Below are 15831 nucleotides of genomic sequence, written 5' to 3'. Positions count from 1 at the left end.
GCTGCGCTGTCGCGCAACTCGGCCGGGACCATTCGGACAGAACGCAGGCCTAGCGTGACGACGTAGAGTCGGGCTTCGCTTCCAGCAGTTTGGAGAGCGCGATCTCGTTCACGACAGGTGGGGATTGCTTGAGCACTTCCGCCACATAGGCGCGGCGATTGGCTTCGATGCGCTCCGCTCGCATGCGCTGGACCAGGGCATCCCTCACTTCCGCAAACGACCGCGTATGCGCAGCCTCGGTATCCACCAGCTTCACGATGTGCCAGCCATCATCGAGCCGGATTGCATCGGTGATGCCCGATTTCGGCAATCCGGTGACTTGACCGCGAATTTCGGTCCGAAGGTCCGGCTCGTTGACCCAGCCGATCTCGCCCTCGCGCTCGGCGGACGCGGTATCATCGGACGCGCTGCGCGCAATCGCGCCGAAATCCGCGCCTGTCTGCTTGACCTTCTTCATGACATCTTCGAGTTTCTTTCGCGCGATGTCCTCGGCGGCCTTGTCCGCGTCCTTCGGCACCGCCACCACGATCTGCGCAAGCCGGAAACGGCGCGGGACGAGAAGAGCACTGGCATTTGCCTCATACACGCTCTTGACCTCCGCCTCGCTCGGAAAGCTGTCGGGCGGCGCGGTCACGGATTGCAGATAGGTTTCGACGATCAGGCTTTCGCGCGCGCGCGCAAGCTGGGCGACGACGGTGGGCTGCTGCTCCCATTTCTTGGCCGACGCCTCCTTGAGCACGAGGCGATTGGCGAGGATCGCCCGCACAGTCTGGCTGAGCAGGGCCGGATCACGCGCCATCGCGGCCTGCTGACGCGCATCCAGAAGCTGGATCGTCGCACGCACCTCCTCCGCGGTCACGTCACTGTCGCCGACCCGCGCAATCACCTCGCCGCTCCTGATCGCCGAAGCATCCTCGCTGGCTGTCGGGCGCACGGGAGCGGCTCCCGCAGGTGCGGGGCGTGCCGGTGCAGGCTGCGGCTGATTGCGGGTTTGAGCCATGGCCATGGACGAAGTGGCAGCGAACAGCGCGCCCGCGAGTACAACGGTCTTAAGTGCATGGCTGGTCATGGCTTGGCCTTCTGTTCGAGGATCTTGTCACGGAAGTCCTGGGCCGCATTCTGATGCTCGACCCGCTTCAATCCAAATACCGGATCGTGGTCGAGAACCTTCTCGAACGGATCCATCGCCTCATATTTGGTCACGACTTCGTCGGCGATCTTCGCAAGCCGGACGTTCTTGGCTTCGCAGGCCTTGGTGCTCGCCTTCAACGCGGTCGCCTCGGTTTCGAACTTGGCGCGCTCGGCATCCTTGGCGCGCGCCACGCTGGCCGCCTCGCCATAGGCGGTCTTCCACTTCTCCAGTGAATCGTCGCGTTCGCCGAGACGTTCGTTGAAGTCCTTCACCGCCTGGCGATAGGCCTGCTCCGCTTCCTTGACCTGGGCACGATACGCCTCGCTCTGCTTGCGCAGACGGTCACGCTCCTGCTCGGCCGATGTCAGCTTGGCCTGGAGCGCGGCGCGTTGATCTTCCGCCGCCCTCGCCTGCGCGGTGGCGGTACGCAGCGCTTCGCGCAGGCGATCGCCTTCCTGGTCCGCGTGCGCGGTGGTGGCGATCGCGAGCGCCGACAAAGCAATCAGAGAAAGTCCCAAGCGCCGCATCATTAGAACCTCGCATTGAGATCGAACTGGAAGATGTCTACCGCGTAAGGCGCACCAGCGACCTGGTTCGCACTCATCCAGCGCGCCGTCAGCCAGACGTTCGACGACAGCGCGAGATTCCCACCTATGAAATAGCCCTTGAGATTGGTTCCTCCGAGCCCGAAATCGGAGTCGGCGAAGGCGTCGAGCACGGCGTCGGACTCGAGATACTTGTAACCGACATACGCGCTCCAATCCCAAAGTTGCTTCAACTCTCGATGGCCGACCGACAGGCGCGCGAGCCAGCCTTGATTTCCGCCCTCGTATACTTGAGGACAAGGAAGACTTGCGCAGGCCGCTGTCGGCCCAAGAGGCACGAAGCCGTTATTCGGGATGAAAGTGCCCGCATTGAGCAGTTTTGCAGCGATATCATTGCGATTCCATGCGACGTTGCGCACGTATTCGCCGTCGAGGATGATGTGTATCGGATCGAAGTGACCAAGATCCAGGCGGGCGCTCAAATCCACGTCCTGGAACGCCGATGCGAGGCCGAAATACTGGTATTGGAACTGGGTGCCAAGACTATTGAACACCGTCGGCACGATGCTTCGCAGCGGAATGTAGGTATTGCCCTTTTGTGCGAATGACGGGCGCAACAAGTCTGTGTCGCACAGGTCCTGAACGCTATAGACATAGCATTGGCTCGAAACCTTGCCCTGGACGTTACTGAAGTCATAGAAGGCGGCACCCACGGTGAGTTCAATCTCGGGCTGAGGCCTGAAATTGCCGCCAACCTGCGCACCGAACATCCACTTGTCACGGCTCGGCAGTTTACCGAACGTGGCGTTCGTGCCATCCGACGCGAGTTGTGCACCAACGTCGAATGTCGTGTTGTAGATCGGGAACGCACCAGCGACCACAAAGGGCGTAATACCCGGCTCTACCTCGTAGCGTCCTTGTGCGGCGAAGCCATCGAAGCCGAGATCACGGTGGTATACGAGATCCGTCGCAGTGAAGAACGGATTGTCGAACCGCCCCGCACTAAGCGTCATCTCATTCGTGGGGCTATATCTGATATAGGCACGATCCAGCCAAATGGCGTACTTGCTGAAGTTTCCGCCCGAGCCTCCCATTGTTTGGTTGAATGAGACCGGACCGCTGTTGTCGCCGGTCGCGATCCGCATTCCGGTCCAGAATCCGTCGAAGACCTCGGCTTCCATGCCCAAACGCGCGCGGAGCCGTTCACGATGCCGATCCTGATCCACATTGTAGGACGGATAGGTGTTCGGATTACTCAAATCGCTGACGTCGAACGGACTGCCGGTATTGATGGCATTGAAGTTCGGAAAAAAGCCAACCGCGTTGCCTTTCGGGAAGAAATCGCTTTCGTGCCGCACGCGCACGTCGCCATAGAACCGGATGCGCGAGATCCAGTCCGGCAGCGCGCCCGGCTGGGCCCAGCCCTCCTTGTGGGCGCGGTCCATCACTTCCGCCCTGATCTCGTCGCGCAGCTGCTTCTTGACGATCTCTGGGACATAAGTGACGCGCTTGGTGCCGGGCGGCGAGACCGCATCCGTTGCAGTTGTCGCAGCCTTCTCGGCGCCTTCCGCCTTCGCCGTGGCATCACGCGTGGCCTGGCGGGCGACGTAGGCCTCGCCGTCCGCTTGCTTGATCAGCGCTGCCGCCTGCTCCTCGCTGAGCGTGCCTTGCTTCACCAGCAGATTGATCAGGTTGACGGTCGCGTTGGACGACGGCGGCGCGTTGCGCGAGACCGTTGGGCGTTTGACCGGTTGAGTATCGTCCTGGGCCGACGCGGGAACAGAAAGCGCAAGCAGGATCGCCGCGCTCCCCGCCAGTTGTCGCTTCGTCATCTCTGCACGCCACATGACATCAACCCTTCTTCCAGTCTCTCTCACTCATTTACGCGGACGGCTGTCGCCGTCCCGCCGTCGCCTCAACCCGGACTGCGCGCCGTGACCTGCATCACGATCGGCATCGGCATTTCCCTGGGCGGCGGTTCGCGTAACGTCATGCCGCTGAGGATCTGATCGCGGATCACCGCGTCGAGCTCGCTGTTACCGGTCGAGGACACCAGCTGCACGCGGCTGACCCGGCCGCTGGCGTCCGGCCACAACCGGACCCTGACCCGCATCACTGCGTGGCGCGTCTTCTCGTTCGAGCGCAGGGCAGCCTCGATCTGCGCCTGCACGATGCTGGCGTACCAGCCCCATTTGCCGCCGCCGCCGCCTCCACCGCCACCGCCACCGATCAAGCCTCCCTTGCCGCCCTTCAAGGTGCCCGGCCCGGTCGTGTTGGCTTCGAGCGATGGCGGGCTGTCCATCGGACTGTCGGGCGCATCCGGCGGCGCGTCCTTGGGGACGTCCACCGGCTTCTCCTCGATCATCTCCTGCTTGACCGGCGTCTGCTCGACCATCTTCTGCTCGGGCTGCTGTTCCGGTGGAGGCGGCGGCGGAGGCGGAGGTGGCGGCGGCGGCATGATCATCGTGACCTGCAGCTCGTTCACCTTGCGCGGCGGGTTCTTGTCGCCGCTCATCAGGACCATGATGCCGCCGACCAGGAGCACGACGACCAACAGACCGCCGCCACCCAGCAGCAGATAGCGCCACCAGGCAGCTCCTTCGCTCTCGTCGGTGTTGCTGCGCTGATCCATCGGCGTCATGTGCAGTCAGGTTCACCGCGCTACGGGCTTGGTCGCCATGCCGACCTGTGTGAAGTTCAGGCGGCCGAGCAGATCGAGCACGTCGACGACGTTCTGGTACGGGGTCTGGCTGTCGCCGCGCACGACGATCGGAAACTCCGGCGTCAGCGCGCGTTGCTGCACCAGGCGCTGCTCGAGCTCGGCCAGCGTCACGGGAATCGTATCGAGGAACAGCTTTCCGTCATTGGCGACCGTGATCGCCTTGGTGGTCTGCTGCGCAAGGCTCGGCGCCGCGCTCGCCTTCGGCAGGTTCACCTTCATGCCTTGCACGGTCGCCGTGGTCATGATGATGAAGATCACCAGCAGCACGTAAGCGAGATCGAGCATCGGCGTGATGTTGATGTCGTCGTACGGCTTGCTTTCGGACTGGACTTGCATCGGTTCACTCCGCCGCCTGCTTCACCGGCTCGTCAGGAAGCTCGTAGGACTCCGCGATCCGCGTGATGAACTCGTCGACGAAGACCTGCATCTCGCTGCTCACGTCCTTGATGCGGATCGTCAGGTAGTTGTAGGCAAACAGCGAGGGGATCGCGACGCCGAGGCCGGCGACGGTGGCGACCAGCGCAGCCGCGATGCCGGGCGCAATCGCGTTGACGTTGACGTCGCCGCTGGCGGCGATCGCCGCGAAGGTGATCATGACGCCGACGACGGTACCGAGGAGACCGAGAAACGGACCGCCGGAGATCGCAATGGTCAGCATCACCATCAGACGGTTGAGGCGCTGGTTCTCCCGCACGAAGCCGCTGTCGAGCACGGCGCGGATCGACTGGATCGCCTGCGGTGACAATCGGCGATAACCGCCACCCGCGAAGCGACGCCGGATTTCCTGCGCGCCGGCCGCGAACAGGTGATAGAGGGGCGCGGCATGCACCGCCTTGCGCTGCTTTTTGCCGAGCTCGCCACCAAAGCTCGGATCGTTCTCCTGGCTGTCGAGCTGAAGCAGACCGCCGATGTCGGTCGACGTCTCGCGGAAATGCTTAAGGAAGATCGTATTGCCGGCCGCGACCCGGTTCAGATAAGAGACGCGATCGACCATGACGTACCAGCTGATGAACGCCATGATCGCGAGCAGGCCGATGACGACCCAGCCATCGAGCGTCACCGAGCGAAGGATCACGCCGAAATAACCGCCGCTGAACCAGCCCGCGTTTTCCTCGTCGACACTGAACGTGATCAATTTGGCTTGGTCGGGGCCCTGCCCGATCGCGCCGAGCTTGATGAAGCCGGGCGCGCGCGCAACCTTGGCGATCTGAAACTCGTCGATATCACCAACAAAGCCGGCAGCCGCGCCGGCCGGTGCGGCTGCGGGCGGCGATGCCTGCGCCGCATCAGCGGCGGNGGGCGCGGCTGCATCTGCTGCCGGTGCCGCCACAGACGCGACATGGCCGAGCTGCGCCGCGCCCGTCATGGTGGGCAGGCCCGCAGCGAGCGTCGCAGACTGGTTGCCGTCGACGAAAATCGTGATCTGGGCATCCTTGGCCGTGAAGGCGATCTGATGCCAGGACCCCGCCGCAATCGCGGCGCCACCGGAGCTACGCTGCAAGTTGCCGCCGTTCGTGACTTCCACGAAGGCCACGCCGTTGTCCAATCCGACCGTCAGTCCGTTCGCACCTTCGGTGCGTGCGAACAGCACGGCACCAGGCTGCAACGCGGTCATCTTGACCCAGAGCGACCAGGTGAGCTCGCCGTTCTCGGCGACCGCCAGCGAGGGCGAGCCGGGAAGCATGAGCGCGGTCTGGCCCTCCAGGCGCGCACCCTGGCCGATGATCGCCCCATCCGCTCCCGGCACTGCGTTCTGCGCGGAGTTCGCCCAGGCCGTGATGTCCTGCGCCGGCGTCGAGCGATCGTTGAAATGATAGACCAGCAATGTGTCGGGATCGTACGTCCCCTTGGCGTCGGCCGCAGTCGGCGCCTTCTGGTTTCCATAATAGAGCCAGATATCGTTCTTGGCGCCCGGCTTCAGATCGGGAACGCCGACCCAGACCAGCGCTTCGCCGAGCAGCGCGTCGTATTTCTCGACATGATGCTTGAGCGGGGTCTTGTCGTCGCCGGCGATGAAGCGGAGATCGCCGCCGTCCTCCTTAGCCGCGCCAAAGCGGAAATTTCCGACATGGAGACGAACCAGGACCGGCGTCGGGCCGATCGCATCGCTGATGCCGGCGCCCGACGGGCCGGTGTCGATGGTGATCTTCTTACGCAGCGTCCACTGATCGTTCCACCACGCCGACGCCGAACTCGGCCACAGCGCCGCAAGGAAGATCAGAGCAAGCATCACCGGCGCGCTCAGGCGAAATCCGGGACGTGATCCAAAGCGAAGGAGCGACATCTAGAATTCTCCCCAGACCCGAAAGCTGAACCGTGGATGATTGGCGACGGTGACCTGTTGGCTCGTCAGCGGCATGCCGACGAACACGATGCTGTTGAGGTAGCGAAGCGTCTTCATGCGCAGGCCGACGCCGTAGCTCGCGAGGTCGAAATGCGACTGTTGATCCGGGAGCGGCTGGAAGATCCTGGCATTGCCGCCATCGACGAACGTGAAGAAGCGCATGTCGTCGAAAGCGTTGTACTTGATGGACTCGCCGAGTGGATTGGGCAGCTTCTGCTCGAGATATCGTGCGAGATTTGGCGTCCTCAGCTCCAGCGTGCCGGCGACGCCGTAATCACCGAGCACCTCGGATTCGAGATAGCCGCGCACGGTGTCCTGCCCACCGAGGCTGAACTGCTCGCTGGACACCAGCGGCTGGTCCGCAGCCTGCCCCTGGAGTTTGGCGTAGAGCTGGAAGCCGCCGGCAAAATCCTGGGTGTGCGAGATGTCGGCGTGCAGCGTGATGAAGCTCGCGGTCGCGTCGAAGCGCTTGGCGTCGAACTCGTCGCGGCTGGAGCCGATGCCGCGCAGACCGGTGGTGACCGTAGCATTCAGCTGCGTGAGCCGACCCTCGCCCTGCCAGGTCGCACCATAGGAGCCGACCAGCGGAACATAGGTCACGGGCGAGCCGAACGCATCGGAGCCGAGCTGGAGTGTTTGCTTGAAGTCCTTGTAATCGACGCCGAGCGACAGCGTCTGGAACAGTTCACCCTTGGCCGGCAGCGTCAGGACAGCGCGTCCACCGACGACCTGACCGGGGCCCACGACGTTCGCTCCCCCGACCGTCGCGACCGAGCTGTCCGAGACCAGGCCATAAACGAGAACGCTGAGCCAATCGATCTCCGTGCGCGCGAGATACGAGCCGGAGATGACCATCGCGTCCTTTGGATTCATCGGCGCGACCTGATAGGTCCAGGTCATGGAGTGGCCGAGCTGCCAAAGATTGTCGTAATGCATCGAGACGCTGGTACGCAGCGGCGTGGTGCTCGGGCTCTGCTTGTTGTTGAGTTCGACGCTGCCATGCAGCGGATAGGTATCCTCGACGTTGAGGTCCACATCGACCGTTCCGGGAGCGATGCCTGCCCGCAGCGCCGGCGTGATACGCCGGTCCGACCAGCGATTGAGCGCGACGATATCTTTCGTGACGTCTTGGAAATTGGGCAATACTCCTTCCTTCAGCGATGGAGCATTGTCCTTGATGTTCTTGAGATCGAAATAGCGTGAGCCCTTCACGCGCAAGCGTCCGACCCGATTTTCGGTCACCTTGAGCACGACGAAGCCGCGCTGCGCGTCCTGCTGCGGGACCGCCACGCTCACGGTCTGAAGACCCTTGTCGTGATAGGCCTTCTCCACCGCGGCACGCGCCTTCTCGACGTCCTGTGCGCTCTTCTTCGGACCAAGAAACGGATAGACCGCAGCCTCGATCTCGATCTGCGGCAGATTGTCCGCTCCCTCGACGCGAAATTCGTCGATGTCGAAATGCGCTTCCGGGGCCGCCGGCTTGGCGGAATCCGCGGCGCCCTTGGCTGGCACAGCAGCCACGGGCTTCGCGGCAGCAGGCTTCGTGGCATCCGCCTCGGATTTCGCCGCCGCCGGTCTTGCGCATATCGCACAGATCAGCAGACCGCAGACGGTGAGTTGCGAAGCGCATGCGGCGACGAACCGGCCTCTCCGCGCGGCGCGCAACCGAAGCGGCACATGGCGGCGCGCGCTCCTCTCATACAGACCACGCGAATTCACCTAAGCCTCGATATCATGCTCGCATTGCGGCCAGCTCACGCGTGACCGCGGCGTTCTTCGGACAGCCCGAACCGGCCGGAACGAGCCGGCCTGCCTGGCCTTATCCGGTAGACGTCGTGCGTCGGACGCTTGCGAAAAAAATTTCGCAGCCACCTGCTACACGCGTCGATCGACGCTGTGATGATTTTGCGCAACATAACATGACTATCATTTCGACTCTGTTATTCACTAACAGTTCGTCACATTATCGTTGTGCGGCCTCACTACGGTCCCGCGCAATTTGGGACTGAGTGAAGTGGGGCGTACATGACCAACGATAACATCACCAGCTTGCGCAGCCTGCTGCTCGCCGAGTATGTCGATTTCGATCGGCGGCTGACGCGGCGCCTGGGTTCGCCGGACCTCGCTTCCGAGGCGCTCAACGAGACCTATCTTCGTCTCGAAAGCATTCGGGAGATCGGACCGGTGCGCAGCCCGAAGGCCTATCTGTTTCGGATTGCGCTCAACATCGCCAGCGACCGCCGCCGCGCCGAGAAGCGCCGCCTCACCGCCGACGAGGTCGACAGCCTGCTCGAGATTCCCGACGACCGGCCCGACGCCGCCCGCGTGATCGAGGACCGCTCGGATATCCACCTGCTGCGGCACGCCATCGCCGAGCTCCCCGAGCGCCGGCGGCGTGTGCTGATGCTCTCGCGCATCGACGGCATGCCGAACCGCGAGATCGCCGCGCTGCTCGGCGTCACCGTCCGTACGGTCGAAACCGATCTCAAGCAGGCGGTCGAGCATTGCGCCGATCGTCTCAAACGCCCCACCCGCGTCAAATTCGCTTATCGGCGTCCCGCGTCGTCTTACGTACAGAGATATGTCGATCGGGAGCATCCGCTCGTGACCGGCGTCTGCGGGAAAGCGCTGGATCGTGACGAAGCGAAGCCATCAGGTCGATCACTTAGATCCGTTAATCCGTGAAGCCCTGTCATGGATCATGCGGCTCAAGTCGGGTGAGGCAACGATCGCGGATGCCGAACAACTGATGGATTGGCGCGGCAGGAGCTCCGCCCACGAGCACGCCTTCCGCGATGCCGTAAGATGCTGGCGCGCCATTGGCCAGGCGTTGGCGACCAGCAGCCCGGCACCGGCCGTTCGGCGCAGGCGTCCAACGGGCGGCAAGAAGCGCGCATGATACGGCGCGCCTGGTTTACAGGCCGCAGGTCCTTCTCAGCCCAGATCGGATCAGCGTAGGTCGGACGGCGACTTTCGCTGGGCGACGCTGCGCAAGCGCGTATTGAGTTCTGCGAAGTTGACCGTACTGCCTGCGGGCCGGATGCGGCCGCGGACTCCGCCGCCGGCGGCCAACGACCTTCCGAAGGTCGGTTGCGGAACGGAGCCGGTGACGGCAACGCCGTTGGCCGCCAAGTGCGCACGGACGCGCGTGCAATATTCGACCGACAGGTAGGAAAACCGGGTCTCGCCGTGACCGGCGCGATATTTCATCGTCGCCGTGCAGAGATCTCCGTTGGCGCGGCGCCAGGCGCCAGCCAGATACTGCACGCCATAGTGTACGTTGACCTCGGGCGAAGCCAGCTCCGACGGCGTACCGGCGAAACCCATCATCCGCGCCGTCGGCAGCATCACCTGCATCAGTCCGACCTCGCCGTCCATGCCGACCACGGCCGAATTGTATCTGCTCTCGACCGCCATCACGGCATCGACGAGCGCCGGCGGCAAGCCAAACGCAAGCGATTCACGCTCGATGAGTTGCCGGTACTGCGCGCGGCCGGCACGCCAGTCGCGGCCGAACATGGCGCTCGTCCGGAAAGTGTAGTTCCCGAGAAGCGGATTTGCGGGTGGAAGATCGGCGGCTGTGAGCGGCTTCGGAGCGAACGGCTCAAGCACCAGGGGCTCGGGCGCGCTATCGTCCAAATCCGCCGGCGAAGCGGTGGCGCTGCCAATGCCGGTCGTTTGGCAGTCTTCATCGTCTTGCGGCCTCACCTCGCCGTTCAGGATGAGGAGCAGGCACAATGCGGCCGACGGCCACAATCGGCGCGCAGCCCGAATGGTCTTTATCTGCGGAGAGGATCTCGACATCAGCGATGCGGCAGCACGTTGGAAATGGCCGGCGGGCGATAGGGAACGGCCGAGCGACCGTAGTTGGAGCCATATTGCTGGCGGACAGCCGCCTCGTTTGCGTTGCCCACGCGCACGTCGGGTGAGCGCGCATCGATCGGCGGCAGGTTGAGCGTCGGATTGACCTTATCCACTTCACGCCGAAGCTTCTCGTTCAGACAGCCGAACGCGCTATCGCCTCCGATCTGGACATCGACGCAACGTTGAATCGCGGGGCCGGTCGCTCCGCCGCCGATGATCGTGCCCGCGCGCGGCCCAGGCGGCGGATTGGCCGGGACGGGAGCCTGGGCCATCACCGGGACCGCCATCATCACAATGAGACAGGCTCCCAAGCCACCACGATGGGAAAGTCCAAATCTCGACAGAGCGTCACCCAATGTGAGGCCTCCGACAGCGCTTGTTGACCAGCGGGACGATAACATTGCCGACCAACCGATACGGTATGAGATTCGACCACTATCATAATTCGTCGAATCCGGCGCGTCCCGATTTGGGAAATGAAACGCTCGCCCTCGAGCCTGCCAGGGCCTCGGAACGGTTCACACTTAGAGCTTGCTTCGTACTACCTTGACATCATTGACGAGAGTTACCCCGTTGTCGGCGGTCACGACGGCGGCGTTGATGAAGTTCAGGACCTTGGTGATGTCGACCTGCGGAGCGTTCGCGGCATAAATTACGTCGAACGGACGCATTTGCATCTTGGTGGCGACAAAGTAACCCGCCGGGTCCTGGAAATTGACGTTGAAGACAATCGGGACAGTCTCGCCTTCATATTTCGAGCAATCGACCCCCAGTTGCCTTGCCACATCGCGCGGCTCGCGACGATAGAGAAAGACCGAAGCCGGGTCGGCCTGCAGATCGAGCAGCCCGCCCGCCTTCGCTACCGCCTGGGTGAGGTTGATCCGCCAGGCGTCGAAGTTGAACTCGCCCTGTTGGCCCGTCGCGCCAAACGCGATGAATTTCATGGGCTCGCGGTAGAGATAGATGCGATCACCTGGCTGCACGAAGACGTTACTCGCTGGGAAATAGACGAGATTTCCGAACGGCAGCGTGGCACGCTTGCCGCCGCGCTCGAGCACCACCCAGGTCTCCCAGCCGGCACCGCTGATACCGCCGGCGCGCGTGATCGCGTCGGTGATCCGATCCTGCGCCCCCGCCGCAGGCATGGGGAAGCGCACCGGCGTCCTGACTTCGCCAAACACGCTGACGAGCGACGACCGCTGCTGGCTCGATGTGACAACGACCTGCGGATCGATCGCACGCTTCTTGATCTGCGCCAGAATGTCGTCCTGAATCTGCACGTTGGTGCGCCCCGCCGCGCGTATCCTGCCGGCATAGGGCACGGTGATATTTCCATCGTTATCGACAGCCTGATCGGGCAGGCTCACGAAATTGCCCGGCCGGACACCTGCCTCGAGCGGCACATACAATCCGCCCGCGGACGCTTCGAAGATCGTGACGCTGACGATATCGCCAATGCCGAAGCGAATACTTGACGGGGGACGGCTGTCTGCAAGAGCTCCCGGCATTCCGCTGGGCTCGAACCTCTCGAGCTGACGCACGATATCGGGAGTGAGCTTGACGACAGCGAAAGGCAGCACTGTCGTATTCTCGGCTTTGACGTCAATACTTGCCGGTCCGGACATCGAAATGAATCCGCAGCCGCCGAGCAGCGTGGACCAGGCCAGACAGCATGCGATCGCCAGGTGGTTTCTCAATCGCATGACCGTTTCGTACTCAGCTGACGTACCTTCGCCAAGCCTGCACGGCGCTGTACACGCCGGCACGCTTTCCGCAAACCAACGGCGGATCAGTTTGCGGTTCCTGCTTCATAGACGCCATCCGTACAGCGACTGCGAAAACAAGACCCGCAACAATGCTCGGAGGGTCTGTGTGGGGCCCCTCAAATAGACTGGGAGGAGGAAACCTTCACGGTCGTAGCGAAGCAACGAGGTAGGCGCTGGGCCCACCTATTTGCGCGCACTGGCCTGATCGGATCAGTCTGCCCGCTTGCCTGCTAATTATCGCAGCGGATCGTGCGGGCCGCCAACACGCCTACGTCAAAGAGCGTCGGTCGTCAGATCGCGGACAGCAACTTGCGCAGGCGTGCGACTTCGATCTGGGTTTCCGCGACCATGCGCATCAGGAGCGCATTCTCGTGCTTGAGGTTCTCAATGCGGCGGAGCCGACTGCTTTCGTCCTGCTTCAAACCCAGATCGTACACGTTCTCGTTTGACGCTTGGGGCGCGGAGTTGAGACAAGTCAGATCAATCGCATTTGTCGCGCGCATTCCAACCCCCAAAACAAAAAAACACAGGCTCGAATTCCAACTCTCGCGCAATGCAGCAGCCCACTGCCTGCCGAGCGACGCCTGTTTGCCATTCTTGTAAGAATGTTTCTTATCGTTGCTGTGACCAATCCTAAAAAAGAATTCAGATTTAAGATGAAAAGCGATCGTTATGTTGGACGAAAAGCGGTCATTACATGGCACGAACATCACGGCCCGGACTTGGTTCGAGCACGGTACGTCCGCTCATTGCAATATCGTCGTCTTCGACGATGACGAAAGCCGCGCATTCCGCGACCGATCTACCCGGCCTCTCCCGCCGACGTATCGCCCAGCGATGCGATGTGGCTCACCTAGTGCGGCCGCTGCTGCATGCCTGCACTTCCAGGTGGCTGGGGCGGCTGCAATGCACGTTGGACCCCAGTACTCGTCAACGTTTGAAGCGAGCCTGTAGGCTTGAATGCATTGACAAGGGCCGCTGGTGGCGACGATGCGCCTCGCGCCGCCGTTGCCGGAATGGGCATCGGCGCTGCCGTCCCGGCAAGCACTGGTGCAGATGGCCCTGGCGTGAGATCGGGGGGCGCCAAATCGAGGATGGTATTATCCAGCCCCTTCGCCAATTCGACCTGACGTGGGCGCACATTGCGCAGCGTCCATCCCTGATGGTTCTCGCCTGCTTTCAGACGCAGGACTTCCTTGCTCACGGAATCGATGAACAGGCCGATCCGTTCGCGCGATCCTGCAACTGTGCCAAGCAAGGTAAGCTGAGACTTCTCAGGTTCTGGCGGCTTGGGTGGCGGACCGACCGGCGCCAGCGCAGGTCGGATCGTCTCCAGCGGCGGCGCTGGACGCCGCGACGGCGCAAACAACGGCTGATCGCGCGAAGCAGTCAAACGCGCCAGAGGAATCTCCCATAGCGGATTGCCGCTCGTGATGTGCTCAACCGGCGGCGCAGTCGTAATCGTAGTCGCAGCCGCGCTAGGCTCCGGCGCTCGCGGAGGAGCAGCAACCGGCGCCGCCGCAACCGGCTTCGGCGCGAACAAATCACTACCGCTCGGATCGACGATTTGCGTATTGATCGTTAGCGGCGCGTTCGTCGCCAGCGCCTCGGCGTTACCGATCAGCACCGAACTCATCAGCAAGGCAAGAGCGCGCATTTCCACGCCTTTCCCCAAGGTGTACACTGGGGGCGAGCAATAACGTTCGCATCTCTCGAAATTGTGACACTATCATTATAGCGCTAACATTGCGATCCAATCAAGCGGCACACGGATGCGACACGACACCGGCAACCGCATCGATCCACAACGACAACGCCGCCGTAATTTCACTGACGATGCTCATCTTTGCACCCCGCCCGCCGAAGGGTCTATCTCGTCTCGCCATGTGAACACCCGGTAGGCACTCTTCGTGCCCCGATCGGGAAGCATGATGACCCCTTCCGACCTGCTGTCCCGGCCGTCGGGAAGGATGATACGCATGCGAATGCGGTAGGCACTGCTTGCGGCCACCGTGGCACCAGACACCCTGCCGCCGAGAATACCCAGGACGAACTCCGGATCCTTCGAAGGCAACGAGTCACGCTGATTGAGGAATGCATCAACCTGCGCGGAGGTCATGCCGGGAAGTGCGGCAAGGACTTCCGGAGCGGCCTCCAGGACATTGATCCCCGCTATACCGCTGTACAATGTCAGGTACGGCCGCGCGCGCTCCACCAGCGCCGCGGGCATTCCCACAACGAGCGATAGCTCGTCGATATTGTTGAAGGCTGCGTGGCGCGGCAGGTACTTCAAGCCGGCAGCGACGTAGAGAGAGTCCTCTTCGTCTTGTAAATTTGGTCTTGGCGCATTCCGCCACGCCACCGCCCGATCGGCAAGCTGGCGCGCCGCATCGGACCCGACGCCGAGGGCCGTGAACAGGCCCGCGATAACGGATCGAGGCGCCATATTCAGATTGATGCGCGCGGCCTCCGACTGGTATTCGACCGCTACCCTTGCGTTCGCAAGTCGAAACGTGAAGCTGCCCCGAGATGGGCGTTCCTCCGGTGCGACACCGGACAGCTGGTAGGCAGCCAGCTCGACGCCCCCCGTCGATATCATTTGAAGCTGCGTAGCCGCATCGAAAGCGCTGAGCGCGATGGCCGATTGCGTCATGTACACCGCCCCCACCAGGATCAACCCGGCCAGGGCGGCGAGCAGCCACAGCGTCGCCACCACGATGAAGCCGCGCTCGGTCGTCCTGGAGCAGATCTTTGAAGGATCCATGGTCACCTGACCCCGGTCCCGTTGTTGTTCGCCGCCTGACTGTCGCCAGGGCGAACATCATCGACCGCCTCGGACTGAGGTGCTGCTGTGTTGGCGCGGACACGCGTCGCGGTCGAAAGCACGATCCTTCCTTCGGCGTCATGAAGGTCGAAACGCACCGTCGTCGGCAGGCCCGCCCAGGCGGGCCAATTGCCGAACCAGTCACCACGAGGGCCGGCGTAGGCGAAGGTGATACGAAGCGGCGCGCGCAGCAACACGACGGGATCCCTGAACGGTATTGGATCAACCGCAGGATCCCCGGTCGGGAGCAAGACGAAAGGGGCTCGGGCCCGCACCAGCACCCGCCCGGTGCGATCGGTCGTCTCGGCAATTCGCACAATCTCCAAGCCCGGTCGGTTGTTGGGGCCAAGCGCCGAGCGCACGAAGACGATCGACGATTCATCACCACGGAACAACGCGGCAGTGCTGGCCCGGTTCGGCGTCACAAATTCGGCTGCGGACACATCCGCCGCCAGGCGATCGAGCGCGATCGTGACCTGCTCGTTGCGCTGGGTCTGGAGCAGACCACGATTCCAGGGTGGCAACCACCCCCCTGTCACGCTTGCCAACACGCCGAGAACCAGCCCCATCAGCGCCAGCGCGACGAGGGCCTCGAACATCGTGAAGCCCGCATTCGACCGCCACATCCGAACAA

Annotated in this window: 16 protein-coding genes and 1 pseudogene; 2 read left to right on the top strand and 15 right to left on the bottom strand. The window is 62.8% G+C overall.

Annotated features, from left to right (window positions below; genetic code table 11):
• Positions 1-49 precede the first annotated feature (49 nt).
• From AXW67_RS36530 to AXW67_RS36500, 8 genes and pseudogenes are all read right to left on the bottom strand, one after another.
• Positions 50-934 (bottom strand): peptidylprolyl isomerase, encoded by an 885-nt coding sequence (locus AXW67_RS36530; protein WP_245315832.1) that lies wholly within the window; start codon positions 932-934, stop codon positions 50-52.
• Between the two features lie 131 nt (positions 935-1065).
• Complete coding sequence (locus tag AXW67_RS36525) at positions 1066-1659, bottom strand: hypothetical protein (protein WP_063681865.1); 594 nt, start codon at positions 1657-1659, stop codon at positions 1066-1068.
• A 2-nt stretch (positions 1660-1661) separates the two neighbouring features.
• Positions 1662-3509: a putative porin gene (locus AXW67_RS36520; protein ID WP_245315831.1), complete on the bottom strand. Its 1848-nt coding sequence runs from the start codon at positions 3507-3509 to the stop codon at positions 1662-1664.
• Between the two features lie 83 nt (positions 3510-3592).
• Positions 3593-4318, bottom strand: a complete 726-nt coding sequence (locus tag AXW67_RS36515; RefSeq protein WP_063681796.1) for an energy transducer TonB family protein — start codon at positions 4316-4318, stop codon at positions 3593-3595.
• A 12-nt stretch (positions 4319-4330) separates the two neighbouring features.
• Positions 4331-4735, bottom strand: a complete 405-nt coding sequence (locus AXW67_RS36510) for an ExbD/TolR family protein (protein ID WP_027553015.1) — start codon at positions 4733-4735, stop codon at positions 4331-4333.
• 4 nt (positions 4736-4739) lie between these two features.
• Positions 4740-5695 (bottom strand): annotated as a pseudogene (locus AXW67_RS44580) (MotA/TolQ/ExbB proton channel family protein); the annotation flags it as partial.
• Between the two features lies 1 nt (position 5696).
• Positions 5697-6683, bottom strand: a 987-nt coding sequence (locus AXW67_RS44575) for a DUF2341 domain-containing protein (protein ID WP_245315830.1), incomplete at its 3' end; no start/stop codon positions are given.
• The gene (locus AXW67_RS36500) at positions 6684-8264 is read right to left on the bottom strand and encodes a ShlB/FhaC/HecB family hemolysin secretion/activation protein (RefSeq protein ID WP_245315829.1); all 1581 of its coding nucleotides are present in this window, start codon (positions 8262-8264) and stop codon (positions 6684-6686) included.
• A 504-nt stretch (positions 8265-8768) separates the two neighbouring features.
• Here AXW67_RS36500 and AXW67_RS36495 point away from each other — a divergent pair.
• A complete protein-coding gene (locus AXW67_RS36495) occupies positions 8769-9428 on the top strand; it encodes an RNA polymerase sigma factor (RefSeq protein WP_063681794.1) in 660 nt (219 codons plus the stop codon).
• 16 nt (positions 9429-9444) lie between these two features.
• Positions 9445-9642 (top strand): FecR/PupR family sigma factor regulator, encoded by a 198-nt coding sequence (locus tag AXW67_RS45145; protein WP_027553012.1) that lies wholly within the window; start codon positions 9445-9447, stop codon positions 9640-9642.
• 50 nt (positions 9643-9692) lie between these two features.
• Here AXW67_RS45145 and AXW67_RS36490 read toward each other — a convergent pair whose 3' ends face one another.
• The 7 genes from AXW67_RS36490 to AXW67_RS36465 form a co-directional block, all read right to left on the bottom strand.
• Positions 9693-10355, bottom strand: a complete 663-nt coding sequence (locus AXW67_RS36490) for a lytic transglycosylase domain-containing protein (RefSeq protein WP_245315828.1) — start codon at positions 10353-10355, stop codon at positions 9693-9695.
• 191 nt (positions 10356-10546) lie between these two features.
• A complete protein-coding gene (locus AXW67_RS44570; protein WP_245315827.1) occupies positions 10547-10894 on the bottom strand; it encodes a hypothetical protein in 348 nt (115 codons plus the stop codon).
• 237 nt (positions 10895-11131) lie between these two features.
• Complete coding sequence (locus AXW67_RS36480) at positions 11132-12310, bottom strand: polysaccharide biosynthesis/export family protein (protein ID WP_063681792.1); 1179 nt, start codon at positions 12308-12310, stop codon at positions 11132-11134.
• Between the two features lie 353 nt (positions 12311-12663).
• Entirely contained in the window at positions 12664-13086 is a 423-nt protein-coding gene (locus tag AXW67_RS42485) for a hypothetical protein (protein WP_145928112.1), read from the bottom strand.
• 140 nt (positions 13087-13226) lie between these two features.
• Complete coding sequence (locus AXW67_RS42480; RefSeq protein ID WP_145928111.1) at positions 13227-14030, bottom strand: hypothetical protein; 804 nt, start codon at positions 14028-14030, stop codon at positions 13227-13229.
• A 183-nt stretch (positions 14031-14213) separates the two neighbouring features.
• On the bottom strand, positions 14214-15137 hold the full coding sequence (locus AXW67_RS36470; protein ID WP_063681791.1) for a type II secretion system minor pseudopilin: 924 nt from the start codon (positions 15135-15137) through the stop codon (positions 14214-14216).
• Between the two features lie 2 nt (positions 15138-15139).
• Positions 15140-15823, bottom strand: coding sequence for a PulJ/GspJ family protein (locus AXW67_RS36465; RefSeq protein WP_256380006.1), 684 nt, complete (start codon positions 15821-15823; stop codon positions 15140-15142).
• Positions 15824-15831: the final 8 nt, after the last annotated feature.

Source organism: Bradyrhizobium neotropicale, from assembly GCF_001641695.1.
GTDB lineage: Bacteria > Pseudomonadota > Alphaproteobacteria > Rhizobiales > Xanthobacteraceae > Bradyrhizobium > Bradyrhizobium neotropicale.
This window is presented reverse-complemented; position numbering and strand designations above follow the sequence as displayed.